A 16607-nucleotide genomic window follows, 5' to 3' on the forward strand; every position below is an offset into this window, starting at 1 on the left:
CCTATTTACCACCTTTCATAGCCGGAATTCGGCCAACAACGGGAATACCCAGGAGCTCTTCTGCCTCTTCGGCACCGCGGATGCGGGTATTGAGCATGTCTGCCAAAACGACATAGGCAACTGCGATAAAGATACCGGCGAGGAACGCGACGGCAATATACAGCGTGCGCTTGGGGCCGCTGGGGGCTTCGGGGGTCTTAGCCTCGTCGATAACGTTGATGCTCTGGGCAGCGCCGACGTTCTGAGCGACCGTACTCACCGAGCTGGCAATGGCCTTTGCGACCTCAGCCGTCTCCTTGGCATCGGTGCCGGTAACCGAAAGCGTAATGACACGCGTGGTGGTCTCGGAGGAAACAGACACCTTGTAGTCATCCAGATCGGTAAGGCCCAGTTCTTTGGCGGCGCCGCTCTTAACGCTATCGCTATCCAGCAGCGTGGCGATATCGTTGGAAAGCATCTGGCTCGCCGAGAGATCGTTGTAGCTCATCTGACCGCTATCGTCGGTCTTGGCGAGAATGTACATGCTCGTCGTCGCGGTATAGGTGTTGTCCATCGCAACGAAGGACACGATGCCCATAGCGATCGCGCAGACCACCGGAAGGGTGATGACCAGCTTGAGGTGCTTCTTCAGCAGCTGGAACAGTTCGAGAAGGGTCATGCAGCTTGCCTTTCATTTCCCCAGTTCGGATTGACAAAACTGTCCGTATGTTATCGCATCTTTTTACCGAGACCAAACTCTATACATAAGAAACAGGCTCTCCTGTAAAAATGTCGGAAGCAATCGTAAAATTGCACAACAACGCCGCACCCGAAAGTCAAATGCGGCGTCTACATCAATATCTATGTTGTATCGCTATGCGAATGGCTCGTCCTGCTGTATGGGAAACGTCACCGTAATGGTGGTTCCCACGCCCAACTCGCTCGACAGATCGAGCGTGGCGTGATGATACAGGGCCGCATGCTTGACAATGGCAAGCCCCAGGCCGGTTCCGCCGCGTGCCTTGGACCTACTCTTGTCCACGCGATAGAACCGCTCAAATACCTTGCCCTGTTCTTCAGGCGCGATACCGATTCCCGTGTCGGCGACAGCGAGGAACGGATGGCCTTCGTCGTTGGTGCCGCACTGCAGCGTAACCGTACCGCCGGGCCGATTGTAGCGGATGGCGTTGCTTGCCAGATTATAGATGAGCTCGTCGACCAAGCGCGACACGCCTTCGATGACCACAGGCTTGGTCTCATGACTTATCGTCACATTCGCTTGACGGGCGACCTGTTCAAGACGCTGTTCAACCGCGTAGATCGCACGCGAGAGCTCAATAGGCTCCGTGGACCCAATGGGCACCGCCTCGCCCTCAGTTGCACGTTCGGCCTCGTCCAAGTTAGACAGCGTAAGGATGTCGTTGACAAGCGCTGCCAAGCGGCCCGCCTCACGATAGATGCGACCGCCAAAGTTGCGCAGGTCGTCCTCGCCCTCGACCATGCCATTTGCGATGAGCTCGGCATAGCCCGAAATCGCCGTAAGCGGCGTCTTGAGCTCATGGGTGATATTCGCCGTGAACTCGCGGCGCATACGGTCGTTGTCCGCTAGCACCGCCATTTGGCGCTTGAGTTCCTGGCGCTGCGACTCGATGCGCTCAAGCATGGGAACCATCTCGGCATAGGCGTGCTCATAGCTACGGCGTGGGTGATCCAAATCCACCTCTTGCAACGGCGCGATGATGGCACGGGACTCACGGCGCGCCATAAAAAACGAGAGTACTGCACCCGCTGCTGCGATAAGCAGCATCGGCGCCAGCATCGACAGCAAAATCGCCGCAACGCCAGGCTGGGCCTGCGCCAAGCGAACGACCTGGCCGTTATCAAGGGTGACGGCGCGATACAGCATAATCTCGTCGAGTGTAGAGCTTGCGCGCTCCGCGGAACCCGAACCACTCTCAAAGGCCTCGATGACCTCGGGGCGATCGCCATGGTTGGGCAGTGTGGAAGGCGACGCCTCGTTGTCGTAGGCAACAGATCCGTCCTTATTGATCAGCGTGATACGAAGATCCTCGCGATCGAGGCTTCGCAAGAACGGAATGGGCTCCTGCTGCTCGTCGAGGGCGACAGCAATGAGCTCAGTTTCCTGCGCCAGATTGGCACTCGTGGCATCCGCCAAAGTGTTTTGCACAAAGAACGCACCCAGCACCGTAAACGCCACGATAACCGCCATGGCGCAGACAAAGATCGTCACAAAAACGCGGTGCGACAGCGTATGTTTTCCCTGGGGGGCGAAGACCACGGGTTACTCCTCCGATGCGGTGGCCGCGGTGTCGTCGCCTTCGGCACCATCACCGGCAGAAGGCTCGGCCAGGCGATAACCCACGCCGCGCACGGTCTCGATGGCGCTGGCATGCTCGCCCAGTTTTTGGCGAAGCGTCTGCACGTGCACGTCAACGGTGCGCGAACCGCCGTCGAAGTCCCAGCCCCACACGCTCTGCAGCAACGACTCTCGGGTAAAGACCACGCCGGGCTTGCGCATGAGGTACTCGAGCAGGTCGAACTCGCGCAGGGTGAGCTTAAGCGGCTCGCCGGCAACGGTCACCTCGCGATGGCTGGGCGAAAGCACGATGTCGCCCACGCTGAGCACATCGCTCGCCTGCTTGACCATGCCGCCGCGACGCAGCAGTGCGCGGCAGCGGCTCGCAAGCTCCATGAGCGAAAACGGCTTAGTCAGGTAATCGTCGGCACCGCCATCGAGCGCCATCACCTTGTCGAGTTCGGTGTCCTTGGCGGTAAGCATCATGATGGGCACCGTCGCCGTCAGGCGATCGGCACGCAGGCGGCGCATAATCGCCAAGCCATCGGTGTCGGGCAGCATGATGTCGAGCAGGACGGCATCGGGTACCCGTCGCGCCACGGCGGCCTTAAACTCGCCGTCGCACGAAAAGCCCTCGGCCTCGATTCCCTGCTTGCGCAGCGCATAGACCGTCAAATCCCTGATGTTGTCATCGTCCTCGACGTAGTAGATCATGTTGAACCCCTTTGCGGCCGGCATGACCGCATCTTAACCCTAAAGGTACCTTTACGAGATGGTATCAGCCAAAACGTCCCGTCAAATAATCCGCTGTGCGCGAATCGGTCGGTTTTTTGAAGAGCTGAGCGGTGGGCGCGTGCTCCACCAGCTCGCCCAGCAAGAAAAACGCGACCGAGTCGGAGATGCGCGCCGCCTGCTGCATATTGTGCGTAACGACCACCAACGTGCAGGTCTCCTTGAGCTCGCAGGCAAGCTGCTCCACCACCAGCGTCGACACGGGATCGAGGGCGCTCGTGGGCTCGTCCATCAGCAGAATGTCGGGCTGCACGGCAAGTGCACGGGCGATGCACAGGCGCTGCTGCTGCCCGCCCGAAAGGCCCAGCCCCGACTCCTTGAGCTTGTCCTTGACCTCATCCCACAGAGCGGCTCGACGAAGGGAATCCTCGACCAGCTCATCCAGCACGGCGCGATCGCGCACGCCCATGCCGCGCGGACCATACGCGACGTTGTCGTAGATGCTCATGGGAAACGGGTTGGGGCGCTGGAACACCATGCCCACGCGCTGGCGAAGGCGGCAGATGTCGTAATCGCCCAGGATATCTTGACCATCGATCGCAATCTTGCCCTCGATGCGGCAGTCCTTGATGCCGTCGTTCATGCGGTTAAAGCAGCGCAGCAACGTGGACTTTCCGCAGCCAGAAGGCCCGATGAACGAGGTGATCTGCTTGTCGCGGATCTTGATATTCACGTCCTTGAGCGCATGATGGTCGCCATAGAACAGGTCGAGGCCCTCGACATCGATGCGCGTCGGCGAGGCGGCAAGATCCTGCGCCGTGGGGCGCGTCGCGTCTCCGACTTCGCGCTCGTGCGCAGCCTCGGCTCGCGCCTCCATTAGCTCCTCGAGCTCCGTGGGCTCCATAGCCACACCAGCCGTCATACCGCATACCTCCACGTCGATATCAATTCAGCAGTATCGATAGTAGAAACCGCGGCTCATACGCACGTGAGCGCATTGTCAGGTGTTTGTAAGGGCGCCTACGCTACGCGGCGGGCAGCTCGATGGTAAAAACGGTATGCTCGGGCGTCGATTCGCACGCGATGGTGCCGCCATGCGCGCATACAATCTCCTTGGCGATGGCGAGACCCAGCCCAGCGCCGCCGCGATTGGTCGCACGCGCCGCATCCAGGCGATAGAACTTCTCAAAGATCACCTTGAGCTTTGGCTCAGGGATCGGATCGCCCTGGTTTATAAATCGTACGCGCACGCCGCCGTTACCCAAACGTCTGGCCTCAATCGTGATCATCGAGCCTTCATAGCTATAGGCAACGGCGTTTTTCATGATGTTGTTGAATACGCGAGCCATCTTGTCGCCGTCCACGAGCACCGTCAGATCCTCGCAGATATCAACCTGGGCTTCTTTATGCTGTTCGTTGAGAATGGGATAGAACTCGTCGGCCACCTGTGCCAGTAAGAGCCCCAAATCGACGTAGCTGCGGGTGAGCACGATATCGTGGAAATCAAAGCGCGTGATGTCGAAGAACTCCTCGATGAGTGCATCGAGCCGGTGGGCCTTGTCGAGTGCCACGCCCGTAAAACGTGTGCGCTGCTCAAGCGGCAAATCGGGGGCCTCCTGCAAGAGCGAAAGGTAGCCCACCACGCTGGCGAGCGGCGTGCGCAGGTCGTGCGCCAGGTACGTCACCAGGTCATCTTTGCGGTGGGATTCGTCACGCAGGGCTTGTTGAACCCTACGCTCGCAATCGCGCGCCCGGTTGAGCGCGCCCTCGACCTCGAGGAAGTCGCCGTCAATGTTGTCCCATGTGTCGGGGTTATCGATCAGACGGTCCTGAATGCGGGCGGCAATCACGCGGTCGGCGTGCAGCTCGCCCTGCTCGTAACCCTGGTAGTACAGGGCGCGTCCGCAGAAGAACAGGACGCACACGGCAAGCGCCAGCACAAATCCAAGCATGTTGAACACAAAGCCGGCGTCAAAGAATACGGGCTCGCCAATACCGCCAAGCGCCATGGACCCGATCGCCAACGTAATTGTCCACGCGGCGCCGCCGATCACCACACAGCGGCGAACGATTTCGAATCGATCAATCAGCAAAAAGCCAATGAGTAGAACTGCCAGGATGCCAACGATATTGTCAATGCCGATGAGCAGCAGACTCAGCAAAAAGAGCAGCACCGTCGCTAACGCACGGTTGTCAACGACCGCCCTTACGTATTCAAAGAGTCGATCGGGTACCTCGAATGCCCGCCTATCGTCTTTTGTCATATCTACTCCCCCACCATCAAAGGCGTTATTCGATTATGTAGCCGACGCCCCAGACGTTTTTGATAAAGCGCGGCTTCTGGGCATCGTCGCCGATCTTTTCGCGCAGATGGCGAATGTGCACCATAACCGTATTGTTGGAGCCGGGCATAAAGTCCTCGTTCCACACCGCGCGGAACAGGTCCTCCACGGGCACCACGCTACCACGATGCTCGACCAGATACAGCAAGATGGAATACTCGATGGGCGTAAGGCGCACCGGCGCACCGTCCACCGTCACGGAACGAGCATCGCGGTTGATCTCCAGTCCGTCGAGCTGGATGGTCGGAGACTCGGCCACCTGCGAGCGGCTACCGTAGCTGGTGTAGCGGCGAAGCTGAGCGTGCACGCGCGCGATGAGCTCCAGCGGACGGAACGGCTTGACCACATAATCGTCTGCGCCAAGCGAGAGCCCCTCGATCTTATCCTGCTGGGCATCGCGTGCCGTCAGCATGATCACGGGATAGGTATGGCTGGAACGGATCGTACGCAGCAGCTCAAATCCATCGATATCGGGCAGCATGACATCCAGCAGCGCCAGATCGAACTCCTGCTCCAAGATTGCCTTGGCAGCATCGGCCCCGCTATAGGCAATCTGGACATCAAAGCCCTCTTTTGTAAGGTAGATACCAACCAGGTCGGCGATGGCTTTCTCGTCATCAACTACCAAAATGCGCTCGTTCATGCGTGCTCCTCTCGCGCTCCATTATGCCCGAGGCGGCGCGTGCCACACACAACAAGCGCGGGCGATTAAGTCGACCTTAAGGACCAATGTGTCCGTTCGGGCGCGGATGTGGGCCACGCACGCACGCGATGATCGCCGATGCCGGCAAACGATATACTCTAGTTCCAGAAGAGACCATCCCGTCGAAAGCGAAACCTGTGAAGTCCCTCACCTCTTTTGCAAAGCGCTCAGCCCAGCTTGCCGCCGGCTTTGTCTGCGCTATCGCCCTTACCGCTGGCGTGCCCACCGTCGCCGGCGCCCAAGTGCTCACGACCGACAATGTCTGCGGCAAAACCGCCGATGAGCGCGGCATCACGGCCGAAAACCTGCCCGATATCGATGCGACCAATGCCCTCGTCATGGGCAAAGACGGCACCGTCTACTATGGGCGCGACGCCGATGAGCAGGTCAAAATCGCCTCGATCACCAAGGTCATGACCGCAATCCTAACCGTCGAGAATTGCAAGATGGACGAGAAGGTCACGGTGAGCAACGCCGCAGCCACCGTGGGTAATTCGACCGCCGGCTTGCTCGAAGGCGACGAGCTTACCGTGGAGCAGGCGCTGCGCGGCCTGATGATTCCCTCGGGCAACGACGCCGCCATCGTGCTCGCCGAATATGTGGGCAAGAAGATCGACCCTAAGACCAAAGACGCCGAGGCCACATTTGTGAAGGCCATGAACGAGCGCGCTAAGAAGCTCGGCTGCACCGGTACGCTTTTTGAAAACCCGCATGGTCTGGACTTTGATGAGTGGGCTGGCGATATGCACTCAACCGCACACGACGTAGCGCTGATGATGCAGGAGGCCATGAAAAACGACACGATCCGCGAGGTCGTAGCGAGCGAGGATTCCTGGATCGAGGTCACGGGCGCCGACGGCACCGACCATTCGCATTCCATGGACACGCATAACTATTTGCTGGGCCAAGATGGCAACATCGGTGGCAAGACCGGCACTACCGACGATGCAGGCTATTGCTTTACGGGTGCCTACAACCGCGATGGCAACGAGATCTACACCGTCGTTTTGAACTCCACCACCACCGACCAGCGCTTTACCGATACCGCAACCCTTGCCAATTGGTACTACGGTCACAAGGTGACGGTCGCGATCGCCAACACGCAGGAAAAGACCGCCAACGGCAACCCGCTTATGGCGCGCATTGGTCAAACCGACTGGACTGATAAGACGATCGACGCCACACTCGCCGATCCTACGGCGCAAGCGACCGTGTTTTCCCTTGCCGGCGAGGTGACCGAAAAGGTTAGCTACGACGATCTTTCGGGCACGGTGCATGTGGGCGACAAGGTGGGCAGCATTACGCTCAAGCAGGACGGCACCAAGATCGCCGTCATGGATTTGGTTGCCGACGAAGAAGGCTCGGGGCCGAATCCCATTGAGTGGCTACTCGTGAAGCTCGACCGCCTGGGCCGCCGCATCGACAACCGCCCACTCACGGCAGAAAGCGAGACCGTCGCCAAGGCGCCCGAGGTGTAAGGTCGAAGAACAATACACTCGCTGAAAGGAGGTGTCCGAAAGGATGCCTCCTTTTTTTGAGGGTTCGAATCCCCAGTCTCCTTTCTCCACACAAAAAAGGGTCCCAAATGGGACCCTTCTTCAAATTCGTACTGGCGGAGAGCTGGGGATTCGAACCCCAGATGCCCTTTTGGGGCATACTCGCTTAGCAGGCGAGCACCTTCGGCCTCTCGGTCAGCTCTCCGTAACAGCCGTTCTATAGTAACCAAACAGCCGAAGTTGGGCAAGAGGAAATTTTCTAATTGCCTAGCAGCCTTTCCTCCTTGAAAGCTTCGCCTACCCCAGCGAGCGGTTGAGGGAGCCGAGCTCGTCGTTGCCCATGGTGCGCCACATTTGGAAGATGCAACCGCGTGCCAGGAAAAAGAAACCGTTGTCGACCAGTTGCACAGCGGCATCCGCGAGTTGATTGGTCACGGCGGGCACCGGCGGCAGCTCAAGACCTGCCTTGCGGATGGTCTCGACCGCTTCCTCGAATGTCGGAGGCTCGCTGACGCCCATCTCGTTCATAAGGCCCTGCATTTCTTCCAGCGCGCTGCTGCCCGACTCCTCGCCGCGCGGCACCAGACGGTAACAAGCCAGCGCCAGGTCGAGCTGATCGCAATTCCAATAGGCAAACGCCAAGCGATAGAACAGGTAGCCGATTGCAGAACGATCGCTGGCAATACGTAGGCCGTGGCGCGCCACCTCGATAATCTCGTCAAAGCGCTCCAGGCGTGCTAGCACGTTGATCAGGGCAAAGTGAGACTGCATGGACGAGCGCGCCAAATCGTAAAGATGGCGCACCTCGGGCAGCGCACGCTCAAAGTCCTCTTGTTCGGCGTAAAAGCTGCAGATCTCGTGCTGGGCAAAATACAGCGCATCAGGAGCGCGAAGGATACGCACAGAGCGGTCTTCTTCCAACACCGGAAGCACCATGCGCACCAGCTGGTTATCGCAAAACTGCGTTTGAACCGGACCTGTCGCCAAAAGCTCGGCGACGGCGCACTTAGCCTCCAACTCCTCGACAAGACGGGAAAAACCTTCAAAAGCACCTGTACGGTCGACTTTTGCCTGCTCGCGCAATTCAACAACACGGGCCACGTATGGGTCATCGTCCTCTTCCATGACCTCCAACTCGTCAGCCTTATCGGCAAGCAGCAGATCGCGCAGCGCCGGCGGCAGCGTGCGATGGTCATCACGCGGACGGGCATGAACCTCCGCAGGTTCAATCGTCTCCGGAGCAGTTGACTCATACGCCTCAAGCACACGCTTGCACGGCATATCGTCCATGTCCATGCTCTCAAGATCCTTGGCGACAGGCACGCAATCGGCCAGATAGGCCGCGCGCCCAAAGAAATACGTTGCGGCAACGCGCTCGCCCTGCTCACTGTCGGGAGCAGCAATCTGCACATAGCAGCGCGTGATGCAGGTGCCCGCGGCAAAACACGCCGCCGCAAGTGTGAGCGCCACGCGCGCATCGTGCTCCGCGGCCCAGATCGCGCGCGTGTCCTCGTCCAGCTCGCGCCAGGCGTCATCTTGAGCGTCGTATTCACGTTGCGGCATGGCATCAACGACAGACTGCCCAAACCGAACGAGCATAATCCCCTCGACAACGTTTACTCGATAGGTATAGTCGAGCCTTGTGACCACGTTGAGCGCTTCTACAATACGCGCGAAGCGGGTACGCACATCCCACTCACCGCCCGGCTGGCACGAAACCGTTCCCGGTTTGGCCCACGGGTTATCGCTTGAGGCCGTATCGAGCAGTCGGGGAACATCGTTGGTCGTCTTGGCGATATGCCACGCATCAAAGAGCGCGCAGCCCTCAAGGCTCGGCGAGGATGCCGCAGGGACCAATCCGGCCCCGATGCGCTCAAGGATGCCGGAGAGACGGTTAAGACGGCACTCGATGGCAAGCAGCATGTCAATCTCGTCCTGGTCCAGCAGGCTACGATCAAAATTGAGATAGAAAAGCTTTGAACGATCAATGCGAGCCAGGCTCATCTCGGACTTGGCAGCGATGGTGCGCAGGCGGGGCAAGTCAATTTCACTCATAAGGGCAGCGGCATAGCGCTCGATACCGCTCGGATTCTCGGCATGGTCAACGCGGTAAAGCAGCGTCTCGATAGCATCAGGGAGCGGTGCCGTGTTAAAGCCCAAAAACACCTCGACCGGCTCGGGCAACTTTACGAGCTTGATCTTGTCGATAACATTTTGCATATCCTCGTCGAGTCCGCCGGCGTCCGCCGTGCTCGCAATGGCATTTTCGGAGTCAGCGAATATCACGTAGCGCAGGAACATCGATGCCATGAACTCGCCGTAAGGAAGGGAGCGGGCTGAATTCCATGTCTCGTGGTCGGACTGCTCGCGCATGGGGCCTTCGGGAGAGCCGACAGTTTGCGCACACGCGCGCATTGCACCGTTGGCTTCCCTTACCATAATCTCACCAATACTGGAATCCGACTCGTCAAGGACCAGTTCCATGTCGGGATCGTTGGGCAGCGGAGCCTCGCTGACGGGGCGGTCCACCTTGTACACCTCACCCGAAACGCTTACGTAGCCCAAAAGCGACACATGACTTTTGCCAACGAACTCGACGACATAACAAGATTCATGCTGATCCTCGCCAAAGAGTTTCCAGACCACGCCATATGAGCGTCCCGCAGGCTGCTCGGGCATCGCCGGAAAGCGCTTCTTGGGATCGAGAAACCTGAGCTTGTATGTCGGACGCTCTGCCACGAAATATCACCCTGATCGGTCGTCTAGAGAAGGAGCGGTCGCGGATGGGCCGCGACACCTACTCGGAATCTTACACGAGTCGATAAGAAATAGTCCGCTTTACGCCCGCGCCTCGACCGAGGTTCGAATCCATGCAGTGCTTACGTAAAAGAAAAGCCCCCGTTGCCGGGAGCTTTAATCTCAAATGGTGCGGCGTATAGGATTCCGCGCATCCGCTGCGCGGATCCGCACCGGCTTCGCCCGCCTGCCGGCGTGCTCGCCCGCGGGCTAAAAACGCTCCGCGTTTTCTTTACGCCCGCGCCTCGACCGAGGTTCGAATCCATGCGGTGTTTACGTAAAAGAAAAGCCCCCGTTGCCGGGAGCTTTAATCTCAAATGGTGCGGCGTATAGGATTCGAACCTATGACGTTCTGATTCGTAGTCAGACCCTCTATCCAGCTGAGGTAACGCCGCGACTTGTTGATTATTATGCACATCGACTGAATAATGGTCAAGCGTTTTTTCAAAAAAAGTTATTGAATTTGATTTTTACTCATTTTGACCCCTTGATGCGATCTTCGACGCATCGCGATATAAGAAAAGCCCCCGTTTCCGGAGGCTTAAAACTCAATTGGTGCGGCGTATAGGATTCCGCGCATCCGCTGCGCGGATCCGCACCGGCTTCGCCCGCCTGCCGGCGGACTCGCCCGCTCGCTAAAAACGCTCCGCGTTTTCTTGACGCTCGCGCCTCGAACGAGGTTCGAATCTCCGCAATGTCCCCGTAAAGGAAAAGCCTCCGTTGCCGGGAGCTTTAAAGTCAATTGGTGCGGCGTATAGGATTCGAACCTATGACGTTCTGATTCGTAGTCAGACCCTCTATCCAGCTGAGGTAACGCCGCAACGCACGGATTATTATGCACGTGACCCCTCGATGGGTCAAGCGACAATTTGGAAAAATTTTACGAAGTGATGATTAAGACGCTCGCGCCTCGACCGAGGTTCGAATCTATGCGGTGGCGGCATAAAAGAAAAGCCCCCGTTGCCGGAGGCTTCAAGTTCAATTGGTGCGGCGTATAGGATTCCGCGCATCCGCTTCGCGGATCCGCACCGGCTTCGCCCGCCTGCCGGCGCGCTCGCCCGCGGGCTAAAACGCTCCGCGTTTTCTTTACGCCCGCGCCTCGACCGAGGTTCGAATCCATGCGGTGTTGCCATAAAAGAAAAGCCCCCGTTGCCGGAGGCTTCAAGTTCAATTGGTGCGGCGTATAGGATTCGAACCTATGACGTTCTGATTCGTAGTCAGACCCTCTATCCAGCTGAGGTAACGCCGCAACGCACGGATTATTATGCACGTGACCCCTCGATGGGTCAAGCGACAATTTGGAAAAATTTTACGAAGTGATGATTAAGACGCTCGCGCCTCGACCGAGGTTCGAATCTATGCGGTGGCGGCATAAAAGAAAAGCCCCCGTTGCCGGAGGCTTCAAGTTCAATGGGTGCGGCGTATAGGATTCGAACCTATGACGTTCTGATTCGTAGTCAGACCCTCTATCCAGCTGAGGTAACGCCGCAGCGCATAACATATAAAACCACTTTAGCTTATTGGAGTCAAGCACAATCTCAAACTTTTTTGTGGAACGCAGTTTTGTCATGCTACTCCGCATATACCGCCGTTCCCCGTACGATCGATTGGTTTTTCGATCACGTCAAACTTAGCATCAAGTTCCCTCAGGAGCGATCTCACCCGCTGGGCACAATCATAATCGGCAAACGAGATACTCAACATGCGAGCAACCTGGTTAGATGTCCGGACCCCATAGAAATGCTCCAGGGCCACAAGCCCCTCGTGCGTCACAAAGGTCTCGACCACATGCGGCGACTCCTCAAAGCACCATTGGGTCAACGGACCCTCACTCGTCTGCCGAACCACCAGGCCACCCATGTCAGACGGCTCACACGTTACAAGCAGGTACTCCCCGCCCTCGTCACTCTCAAACAACACCACCCGATCATCAAACAGCTCCATTGCGTCCCCTTTCTCTCGCTCTTATTTAGCAAAAGCATAGCAGGTAGATGGCTGTATACAGAACAGTTGTTCGTGTATTTTCCATTGAGCTGTCCGCACGGCATGGTATGGACCTGCGCACGAAATAGGGCGCCCCCGAGGGAGCGCCCTTGTATATCCCCTATGCAGCCAAGTTACGCGACCGGCTCGATCTTCTCGAGACCGCCCATGTAAGGACGCAGGACCTCGGGGATCGTGATGGTGCCGTCGGCGTTCTGGTAGTTCTCCAGAATGGCGGCCATGGTGCGGCCGGCCGGCAGGCCGGAACCGTTGAGAGTGTGCAAGTAGCGCGAACCCTTGAAGATCTCGGGGTCGCGATACTTGATGTTGGCGCGGCGTGCCTGGAAGTCACCGCAGTTGGAGCAGGAGCTGATCTCCTTGTAGGCGTTGTAGCTCGGCAGCCAGACCTCGACGTCGTAGGTCTGACGGGCAGAGAAGCCCAAGTCGCCGGTGCATAGGCTAATCACGCGATACGGAAGGCCCAGCTGCTGCAGAAGGTACTCGGCCTCGGCGGTCATGCTCTCGAGCTCCTCGTCGGACTCCTCCGGCTTAGCGAACTTGACCATCTCGACCTTGTCGAACTCGTGCTGACGGATGATGCCGCGGGTGTCGCGACCGGCGGAACCGGCCTCCTCGCGGAAGCAGGGGGTGAAGGCGGTGTAGCGGCGCGGCAGAGTGTCGGCATCGAGGACTTCGCCGGCGTGCAGGTTGGTGAGCACGACCTCGGCGGTGGGAATCAGGAAGTTGTCGCCCGAGACGTGATAGGCGTCGTCCTCGAACTTGGGCAGCTGGCCCGTGCCGAACATGGTCTGACGCTTGACGACGATAGGCGGCCACCACTCCTTAAAGCCACGGCTGGTGTGAGTATCGAGGAAGAAGTTGATAAGGGCGCGCTCCAGGCGGGCGCCGGCGCCACCGAGAACGGTGAAACGGCTGCCGGAGAGCTTGTTGCCGCGCTCAAAGTCGAGAATGTCGAGGTCGGTACCCAGGTCCCAGTGCGGCTTAAAGTCGAAGTCGAACTCGCGCGGGGTACCCCAACGACGGCGCTCGATGTTCTCGTCCTCGTCCTTGCCGTACGGCGTGGCCTCGCAAGGAATGTTGGGCAGGTGAGCCATGAAGTCGTACTGCTCCTGCTCGAGAGCAGTGCGGCGCTCGGCCAGACCGTCAATCTTCTCGTTGACGGCGCGCACGGCCTCCTTGGCGGCCTCGGCCTCGTCCTTCTTGCCCTCCTTCATCAGGGCGCCGATCTTCTTGGACTCGGCGTTGCGTGTGGCCTGGAGCTCCTCGACCTCGGTGATGACGGCACGGCGCTCGTCGTCGAGCTCAAAGAACTTCTCGCGGTCCCAAGACGTCTGACGGTTAGCCATGGCGACATCGATGGCATCGGGGTTCTCGCGAACAAACTTGATATCAAGCATTAGATCCTCCGGCGATATACATTCCATTTAGGTTGCAACCTTGTACATGTATGGGCAAGTATATACTTATGAGCGTTTACGACCCAACTCAACTACGCAAGAAGGCACCCAATGGACGCAGTTTTTTCCTTTTTGTTTGGCACCCGCACCGGTTTTGCCATCCTTTTCGCCGGCGGCATCCTGTTATTTGCGATTCTTGCCTTTGTAATGGAGAAGCGCACCCATAAGATGTACGTCGACCGCGGACCCAAGTCCGAGGATGAGGAAGACAGCTTCTGGGACTAATCTGCCAAAAAGGGACAGGTTTTTTCGGTCGGTTTTATCTGGGCAAACGCAAGCGCCCCGCAACTGGAATCGAGCCAGTTGCGGGGCGCTTTTCGCTAAAAGGACAAAACAGCAGGAAAAACCTGCCAAAATAAACCTGTCCCTAAATGGCAGGTTTTACTGGAGGGTTGCGTCGATTGCCTTGACCAGGGCACTGCGCATGCCGGCGTCCTCGAGCGCAACGACGCCCTTGATGGTGGCACCACCGGGCGAGCATACGGCATCCTTCATCGCCGCAGGATGCTGGCCAGTTGCAAGCTGCAGCTTTGCCGTACCCAGCACCATCTGGCTCACAATGCGATAGGCATCGGCACGCGGGATACCGTGCTTGACCGCCGCATCGCCCAGGGCCTCGATTGCCATAGCGACAAATGCCGGAGCGCAACCACCCACCGTACCGCCCACAAACAGCAGGCTCGTATCGAGCTCGACGACAGCGCCAAGCTTACCGAGCAGGTCGAGCACAACAGCACGCTGCTCGCCGTTGAGCGTAGAGGACTTCTCGCAAGCGATGACGCCCTCGCCCACCGAAACCGGTGTGTTGGGCACCGTCGAGATATGCGCGACGCCCGGCAGGACCTGCTCCCACTTGGCACTGTCCCAGGTCCAGGCAACCGACAGAACGACCTTTTTGGCAAGAGCATCCTTGAGCGGGGCGAATACCTTCTCGATCATGTACGGTTTGACCGCAGCGACCACGATATCGGATGCGGCGACAACCTCGGCGGCATCGTGGCGAGCGGCCATCCCGCGCGCCTCACAGCGCTCAACCAGTGCGTCGTAGCGACCCGCACAGGCGCACATGTCGCTCGCAGCTACACCGGCAGCGATCCAGCCATCAGCCATAGCGCTCGCCATATTGCCAAAACCGACAAACCCAATCTTCATATCTCATAGTCCTCTCAGACACGCTCTTCAAAACGAAAGGTATTGTCCCACGCCATTGTTTCGTATTGCCGACCTATTTGTGATACGGCTCGCCACGACTGATCTTGCAGGCACGGTAAATCTGCTCTAGCAGCACCACGCGCGCCAAGTTATGCGGCAAGGTAATGCGTCCAAAGCTGAGCATCTCGTCGGCTCGTGCGCGCACGTCATCGCTCACGCCGTCCGATCCGCCAATCACAAAGGCGATGTCGCTGTTACCACGCAGCATAAGATCATCGATCCGCGCCGAAAACTCCTCGCTCGAGCGCTCTTTGCCCTCAATGGCCAGCAGGATCACATGCGCTCGAGACGGCAAGGCAGCAAGAATCGCCGCCCCCTCCTTGTCGCGCGCGGCATCCACGCCGCCCGCCTTAGCCGGGTCGATATCGGCCACCTCGCGGATATCAACCTTGGCATAGGCACCTAGGCGCTTGGTGTACTCAGCGCAGGCATCCTTCCAAAAGCGCTCTTTGAGCTTGCCAACACAAACGACGGTGTATTTCACGCGCGTCTACTCCTTCGACTCGTTCTGAACCTTGCCGGCGGTCAGCATCTGCTCGAACATCGAGGCCGACTGCGAGAAATCGCTCGGCAGCACGACCGTCGAGGTTTTACCCGTGCGAGCAAACTCCGTCATCATCTCGGACCACTGCGTAAACATGAACAGCTGGTTGGCCTCGTCGTTGCCGACACCCGTCTCCTGGATAATCTCGAGCGAATCTTTGATACCCAGCGCGATGGCCTTGCGCTGGTTGGCAATGCCCTCGCCCGCCTTTTCCATAGCCTCAGCCTCGGCGGTCGCCTCGGTGACGCGCTTGATGCGGTCTGCCTCAGCGAGCTCCTGTGCCGCAGCGCGCTTGCGCTGGGCGGCGTTGATGTCGTTCATGGAGTTCTCGACCTCGGTCGGCAGTGCGATTTTAGTGATGAGCGTCGACACGAGGGTGAAGCCGTAGGCGGCCATCTGCTCGGACACGGTGGCATTAACGTCCTTGGCGATGTCATCCTTCTTGGCAAAGACCTCATCGAGTGTGTAGACGGGAATCGAAGAGCGCAGGGCGTCGGTGATGAAGTCACGCATCTGGTCGACGGGCTCCTGCAGCATGTAGTAGCTCTTGTAGATACCCGAATCTGCCGGGCCGGCGCCCATGTCATAGCTCACGTGGTACTGAGCAGAGACCTCAAGGCCGATAGTCACGTTGTCCTGGGTCTTAACGTCGATGCCAAAACCGTTTTTCATGGTGCGCAGACTCACCGTGGCGGCCTTGCGGTCGATCACGGGTACCTTCATGTGGAAGCCCGCATTGACGATGCGATTGAACTTGCCCAGGCGCTCGATGATCACGGCATGCTGCTGTTCAACGACATAGCAGGCGTTGGGAAGCAGCAGCAACAGGATGATGATGGGAAGTAGAAGGCTCGTAAGGGCAGCGATGATACCGGACAACAGCATGGTTTCTCCTCTGATAGGCACACGTTGGGACTAGGATACCCGCACGAAGCAGCTGTGTGGCACCAACAAGAGGACCCGTGGTCAAAAAAGGCCAAATATCCTTGATTATCGACTTTATCCGAACACCTCCCACATTCATC

The 16607-nt window shown here is 58.3% G+C and carries 14 protein-coding genes and 5 tRNA genes; 2 read left to right on the forward strand and 17 right to left on the reverse strand.

Translation table 11 applies throughout. The annotated features are described in order from the left end of the window. Position 1 precedes the first annotated feature (1 nt). The 6 genes from DWV20_RS01760 to DWV20_RS01785 all read right to left on the reverse strand — a co-directional run bounded on the left by DWV20_RS01760 (position 2) and on the right by DWV20_RS01785 (position 6013). Positions 2–658, reverse strand: a complete 657-nt coding sequence (locus DWV20_RS01760; RefSeq protein WP_055250503.1) for a YveK family protein — start codon at positions 656–658, stop codon at positions 2–4. A 195-nt stretch (positions 659–853) separates the two neighbouring features. Continuing rightward, positions 854–2278, reverse strand: a complete 1425-nt coding sequence (locus tag DWV20_RS01765) for a cell wall metabolism sensor histidine kinase WalK (protein ID WP_118256228.1) — start codon at positions 2276–2278, stop codon at positions 854–856. Positions 2279–2281: 3 nt separating this feature from the next. After that, positions 2282–3010 (reverse strand): response regulator transcription factor, encoded by a 729-nt coding sequence (locus tag DWV20_RS01770; protein ID WP_089572665.1) that lies wholly within the window; start codon positions 3008–3010, stop codon positions 2282–2284. A gap of 64 nt (positions 3011–3074) precedes the next feature. Then, positions 3075–3950, reverse strand: a complete 876-nt coding sequence (pstB, locus tag DWV20_RS01775) for a phosphate ABC transporter ATP-binding protein PstB (protein ID WP_199581742.1) — start codon at positions 3948–3950, stop codon at positions 3075–3077. Positions 3951–4053: 103 nt separating this feature from the next. Further along, complete coding sequence (locus tag DWV20_RS01780; protein ID WP_118256229.1) at positions 4054–5292, reverse strand: sensor histidine kinase KdpD; 1239 nt, start codon at positions 5290–5292, stop codon at positions 4054–4056. 25 nt (positions 5293–5317) lie between these two features. Further along, positions 5318–6013: a response regulator transcription factor gene (locus tag DWV20_RS01785; protein WP_118256230.1), complete on the reverse strand. Its 696-nt coding sequence runs from the start codon at positions 6011–6013 to the stop codon at positions 5318–5320. A 197-nt stretch (positions 6014–6210) separates the two neighbouring features. Between DWV20_RS01785 and DWV20_RS01790 the strand changes: the two genes are divergently transcribed. After that, a complete protein-coding gene (locus DWV20_RS01790) occupies positions 6211–7551 on the forward strand; it encodes a D-alanyl-D-alanine carboxypeptidase family protein (protein ID WP_158566279.1) in 1341 nt (446 codons plus the stop codon). Between the two features lie 132 nt (positions 7552–7683). Here DWV20_RS01790 and DWV20_RS01795 read toward each other — a convergent pair. From DWV20_RS01795 to serS, 8 genes are all read right to left on the reverse strand, one after another. Further along, positions 7684–7774: transfer RNA gene (locus DWV20_RS01795), tRNA-Ser, on the reverse strand. 92 nt (positions 7775–7866) lie between these two features. Further along, on the reverse strand, positions 7867–10308 hold the full coding sequence (locus DWV20_RS01800; protein ID WP_147346299.1) for a lipopolysaccharide assembly protein LapB: 2442 nt from the start codon (positions 10306–10308) through the stop codon (positions 7867–7869). A gap of 375 nt (positions 10309–10683) precedes the next feature. Then, a tRNA-Arg gene (locus DWV20_RS01805) sits at positions 10684–10760 on the reverse strand. Between the two features lie 348 nt (positions 10761–11108). Then, positions 11109–11185, reverse strand: a tRNA-Arg gene (locus DWV20_RS01810). Positions 11186–11537: 352 nt separating this feature from the next. After that, positions 11538–11614, reverse strand: a tRNA-Arg gene (locus tag DWV20_RS01815). A gap of 166 nt (positions 11615–11780) precedes the next feature. Next, positions 11781–11854: transfer RNA gene (locus tag DWV20_RS01820), tRNA-Arg, on the reverse strand. Positions 11855–11931: 77 nt separating this feature from the next. Then, on the reverse strand, positions 11932–12309 hold the full coding sequence (locus DWV20_RS01825) for a hypothetical protein (protein WP_118256233.1): 378 nt from the start codon (positions 12307–12309) through the stop codon (positions 11932–11934). A 173-nt stretch (positions 12310–12482) separates the two neighbouring features. Continuing rightward, complete coding sequence (gene serS, locus DWV20_RS01830; RefSeq protein ID WP_118256234.1) at positions 12483–13766, reverse strand: serine--tRNA ligase; 1284 nt, start codon at positions 13764–13766, stop codon at positions 12483–12485. A 111-nt stretch (positions 13767–13877) separates the two neighbouring features. Between serS and DWV20_RS09970 the strand changes: the two genes are divergently transcribed. Continuing rightward, positions 13878–14051 (forward strand): DUF6724 family protein, encoded by a 174-nt coding sequence (locus DWV20_RS09970; RefSeq protein ID WP_006235069.1) that lies wholly within the window; start codon positions 13878–13880, stop codon positions 14049–14051. Between the two features lie 156 nt (positions 14052–14207). On the opposite strand, the gene proC is transcribed toward DWV20_RS09970, so the two are convergent. The 3 genes from proC to DWV20_RS01845 all read right to left on the reverse strand — a co-directional run bounded on the left by proC (position 14208) and on the right by DWV20_RS01845 (position 16467). Further along, positions 14208–14978 (reverse strand): pyrroline-5-carboxylate reductase, encoded by a 771-nt coding sequence (gene proC / locus DWV20_RS01835; RefSeq protein ID WP_118256235.1) that lies wholly within the window; start codon positions 14976–14978, stop codon positions 14208–14210. A 73-nt stretch (positions 14979–15051) separates the two neighbouring features. Then, positions 15052–15522 carry a 23S rRNA (pseudouridine(1915)-N(3))-methyltransferase RlmH gene (gene rlmH, locus DWV20_RS01840; protein ID WP_118256236.1) on the reverse strand — a complete coding sequence of 157 codons (471 nt, stop codon included), beginning with the start codon at positions 15520–15522 and terminating at the stop codon, positions 15052–15054. Positions 15523–15528: 6 nt separating this feature from the next. Then, the gene (locus DWV20_RS01845) at positions 15529–16467 is read right to left on the reverse strand and encodes an SPFH domain-containing protein (protein ID WP_118256237.1); all 939 of its coding nucleotides are present in this window, start codon (positions 16465–16467) and stop codon (positions 15529–15531) included. Positions 16468–16607 lie beyond the last annotated feature (140 nt).

This window comes from Collinsella sp. AF02-46-1, assembly GCF_003465825.1.
Lineage (GTDB): Bacteria > Actinomycetota > Coriobacteriia > Coriobacteriales > Coriobacteriaceae > Collinsella.